Below are 4,804 nucleotides of genomic sequence, written 5' to 3'. Positions count from 1 at the left end.
GCGGTCGTGGTCTTATCGCGAGCTCGACGAGGCCTCGAATCGGTTGGCGCGGGTGCTGATCGAGGCCGGGGTGGGTCCCGAGCGTGCGGTGGGCGTGGCGATGGAGCGGTGCGCGGAGTTGGTGCTGGCGTGGTGGGCGGTGCTCAAGGCCGGTGGGACCTATGTGCCGGTGGATCGGGGGCATCCGGATGCGCGGATCGCTGCGGTGCTCGACGCCGTCGACGCGGTGTGTGTGTTGACCATTGGCTCCGACACCGTGGGCGGGGCCGGGAGCCGTCCGGTGTTGGCGGTGGACGGGTTGGACGTGTCGGGGCGTAGTGGGGATCCGATCACCGATGGGGAGCGGTTGGCGTCGTTGAGTGTGGATGACGCGGCGTATGTGATCTTCACGTCGGGGTCCACCGGGACGCCGAAGGGAGTCGTCGTCAGTCACGCCGGGTTGTTGGGTGAGGCCGCCGCGCATCGCGCGGTGTATGGGTTGGCGCCGGGTGCGCGGGTGCTGATGGTGGCCGCGCCGACCTTCGATGCCTCGGTGTTCGAGTGGTTGTTGGCGGTGGCGTCGGGCGCGGCGTTGGTGGTGGCGCCGCCGGATTCCTATGCGGGAGAGGCGTTGACGGCGCTGTTGGCCGAGCAGCGGGTGGATGCGGGGTTGTTGACTCCGACGGTGTTGGCAACGCTCGACCGGGACCGGTTGGAGGGGCGGTTGGCCACGTTGATCACTGGTGGGGAGGCGTGCCCGGCGGAGTTGGTGGCGGCGTGGGCGCCGGGGCGGGCGATGTTCAACGCCTACGGCCCCACCGAGGCCACCATCTGGGTCACCTGGAGTGCATTGGCCGCCGGTGAGCCGGTGGGCATCGGTGCTCCAATTGCCGGGGTTAGTGCGTTGGTGCTCGACGGGCGGCTCAACCCGGTTCCGGTCGGGGTGGTCGGGGAGTTGTATCTGGGTGGGCCGGGCTTGGCGCGTGGCTACGTGGGTCGACCGGAGTTGACCGCAGATCGGTTCGTGGCCAACCCGTTTGGCGATGTTGGGGCGCGGATGTATCGCAGCGGAGATTTGGTGCGCTGGGGTGCAGATGGACAGCTGGAGTATCTAGGGCGGGCCGATGCGCAGATCAAGCTGCGGGGCCAGCGGCTGGAGCTGGGCGAGATCGAGAACTCCCTGTTGGCCTGCCCGCAGGTATCGCGGGCGGCGGTGGCGGTGCATCACGGTGACGCCGCCGATCATCTGATCGCCTATGTGGGGCTGGAGCGCACCACCACTACCGACAAAGAGGCCGAGGCCGTCGACCAGTGGCAGCACATCTACGACGAACTCTATGACGCCGAGGTCGAGGTCGAGGCGGCCGACTTCGGTAGCGACTTCCGGGGCTGGAACAGCAGCTACACCGGTGAGCCGATCCCGTTGGACCAGATGCGGGAGTGGCGTGCGGCCACGGTGGACCGGATCCTGGCGCTGGCGCCGCGACGCGTGTTGGAACTCGGTGTCGGTTCGGGGCTGGTGCTATCTCAAATCGCCCCAGTGAGTGTGCAGTATTGGGGGACGGACTTCTCCGCGCCGACGATCCGCAAGCTGAGTGCGGCAGTGGCTGCGCACGCGTGGGGGGATCGGGTGCGGTTGGCGACCCAACCGGCGCATGTCACCGACGAGTTGCCGCGGGGCCACTTCGACACCATCATCGTCAACTCGGTTATTCAGTACTTCCCGAGTGCGGATTATCTGGCCGAGGTCATCGACACCGCCATGGAGCTGCTGGCCCCGGGTGGGGCGTTGTTCATCGGGGACGTGCGCAACCACGGCTTGCAGGGGTCGTTCCAGACCGGGATTGCGTTGGCCCGTGGGGCGTCCGACGACGTCGACGACATCCGGCAACGGGTGCAGCACGCCATGCTCGGGGAGCCCGAGTTGCTGTTGGCCCCAGAGTTCTTCACCACCTGGGCCGCCGAGCACGAGTCAGTGGCCGGGGTGGACATCCAGGTCAAACGTGGCCACGCCGACAACGAGTTGAGCCGGTACCGCTACGACGTCACCATCCACAAAGGCCCGGCCGCGGTGCGGTCGGTGGCCGACGCGCCGGTCTGGGCGTGGGCGGACTGCGCGGGGCTCAGTGGGCTGCGCACGCAGTTGCAGTCGCAGCGTCCCGAGGTGGTGCGGGTGAGCGCGATCCCGCGGACCGGAGTGATCGCCGACGTGCACATCGAACAGGCCTTGGCTGACGGGCTTCCGCTGGCAGAGGCGCATGCCTACGCAGCATCCATCCTCGATGTCGCCACCCCCGAACAGTTGCACCGGCTGGGCGAGGACACGGGATATGAGGTCGCGGTCACCTGGGGTGCCCAGGCCGGCACGTTGGATGCGGTCCTCATCGCTCCCACCCAGGACAGGCACGCTTCAGCGCTGATCGATGTGTACCGGCCGGCTCATGTGGCGGCGCAGCGCAGCACGTATGCCAATGATCCCGACACCAACAACAAGCTCAGCGCGGTGCGGCAATGGTTGGGGGCCCGGTTGCCCGAGTACATGGTGCCCACCCAGCTCGTCGTGCTCGACGAGTTCCCGTTGACCTCCTCGGGCAAGATCGACCGCAAGGCGTTGCCGGCGCCGGTGTTCGCCGCCAAGGCGTTCCGGGCGCCGGCCACTCCGACCGAGAAGACCATCGCCGAGGTGTTCGCCGAGGTGCTCGGGTTGGACCGGGTGGGTCTGGACGACGACTTCTTCGCCCTGGGCGGGGATTCGTTGATCGCGATCCGGGTCACCTCGCGGTTGCAGTCGGCGTTGGGCCGCGAGGTGCCGGTCCGGTATGTGTTCGATGCGCCGACCGTATCCAGGCTCGCCGACTATCTCGACCGCAATCAGGGCGAGGCGGCCCGTCCGCCGTTGCAGGTGATGGCCCGCCCGCAGCTGATTCCGTTGTCCTATGCCCAGCAGCGGTTGTGGTTCTTCGAGCAGTTGCAGGGCCCCTCGCCGATCTACAACATGGCGGTGGCATTGCAGCTCAGCGGGCACCTGGATGCCGAGGCGCTGGGGCAAGCGCTGGGTGACGTGGTGGGCCACCACGAGAGTCTGCGCACGGTGTTCGGGGTCATCGATGGGGTGCCCGGACAAGTGGTGCTACCCGCCGATCAGGCGAACTTGGGCTGGGACGTCGTGGATGCCGGCGGTTGGTCGGAGCAGCGGCTGCAGCAGGCCGTCGGCGTGGCGGCGCGGTACAGCTTCGACGTGAGCACCGAGATTCCCTTGCGGGCAACGCTTTTCCGGGTCGCCGCCGAGGAACACGTGCTGGTGGCGGTAGTGCATCACATCGCCGCCGACGGGTGGTCGGTGACTCCGTTGGTGGCCGATCTCAGTGTGGCCTATGCCAGTCGGTGTGGCGGGCGAGCACCGGAGTGGGCGCCGTTGCCGGTGCAGTACGTCGATTACACGTTGTGGCAGCGTGAGCATCTGGGTGACCTCGAGGACGCGGACAGTCCCATCTCGGCGCAGCTGAGTTATTGGGAGCAGGCGTTGGCGGGGCTGCCCGAGCGCTTGGAGTTGCCCACCGATCGGCCCTATCCGGAGGTGGCCGATTACCGGGGTTCCAGTGTGGCCGTGGAGTGGCCCGCGCAGTTGCAGCAGCAGGTGGCGCGGGTGGCTCGCGAGCACAATGCGACCAGTTTCATGGTGGTCCAGGCCGCGTTGGCGGTGTTGTTGTCGAAGTTGAGTGCCAGTTCGGATGTGGCGGTGGGCATCGCGACCGCCGGGCGCAGTGATCCCGCGCTCGACGAACTGGTCGGGTTCTTCGTCAACACCTTGGTGCTGCGGGTCGATCTAGGTGGCGACCCCACCATCGCGGAGCTGCTCGAGCAGGTACGCCAACGTGGCCTGGCCGCCTTCGATCACCAGGACGTGCCCTTCGAGGTGCTCGTCGATCGGCTCAAACCCACTCGAAACCTCAGTCACCACCCACTGATCCAGGTCATCTTGTCCTGGCAGAACCTGCCCTGGCAGCACAACACCGATTCCGCGGCCGGATTGACTTTGGGTGATGCGCGGGTGACCCCACTGCCCGCGCACACCAACTCCGCCCGTATGGATCTGACATTTGCGCTGGGCGAGCGGTTCAACGGCATTGGTGAGCCCGCCGGGATCGGTGGGGTGGTGGAGTTCCGCACCGATGTGTTCGATGCGTCCAGCATCGAACTGCTCATTGACCGGTTCCGGCGTGTGCTGGTGGCGATGACCGCTGATGTAGGGGCTGATACATGACCGCTGACCTATTTCGGCGGTTGTTCTCGATGGACTTCCTCGTTGGGGATAAGGGTGAGCGGCTAGATGGGTGGGGTAGTCGGGCGGCGTTGAGCGAGCCGGCATCTGTTGAGGGCTCGTTTTCCGGCCCGCTCGTTCTGTGGATGGCGTGCGCCCCGAATGCGGCGGCGGCGAGTTTCGCGGGCCGCTCGAAGACCTATCGGAAGCTGGACGAAACCTCGAATAGGTTGGCGCATCTGTTGATTGCCCAGGGGGAAGGCCCCGGCAAACGACTGAAGTCTTTGTTGGGAACATGCGACGTAACGAGCGTTTAGTGGCTAGTTGGGGGACGTAGTGGATGCTGACCTGTCTCGGCGGTTGTCGTCGATGGACTTCCTCGTTGAGGATGAGTATGCGCGGCTGGATGGGTGGGGTCATCGGTCGGTGTTGAGTGAGCCGGCGCCGCCGGGGAGTTCGATTCCGGGGTTGTTCGCGGCGCAGGTGGGGCGTACTCCGGGGGCGGTGGCGCTGTCTGGTGGGGGCCGCTCGATGACGTATCGGGAGCTCGACGAGGCGTCGAAT

General features: G+C 66.7%; 2 pseudogenes. Both read left to right on the top strand.

The annotated features are described in order from the left end of the window. Positions 1-4,527: pseudogene (locus SLQ30_RS32935) on the top strand (amino acid adenylation domain-containing protein); the annotation flags it as partial. Between the two features lie 58 nt (positions 4,528-4,585). Beyond that, positions 4,586-4,804: pseudogene (locus SLQ30_RS32930) on the top strand (hypothetical protein); the annotation flags it as partial.

Source organism: Mycobacterium sp. RTGN4 (assembly GCF_033804635.1).
GTDB lineage: Bacteria > Actinomycetota > Actinomycetes > Mycobacteriales > Mycobacteriaceae > Mycobacterium.
The sequence above is the reverse complement of the archived record's forward strand: the minus strand, read 5'-3'. Positions and strand labels throughout refer to the sequence as shown.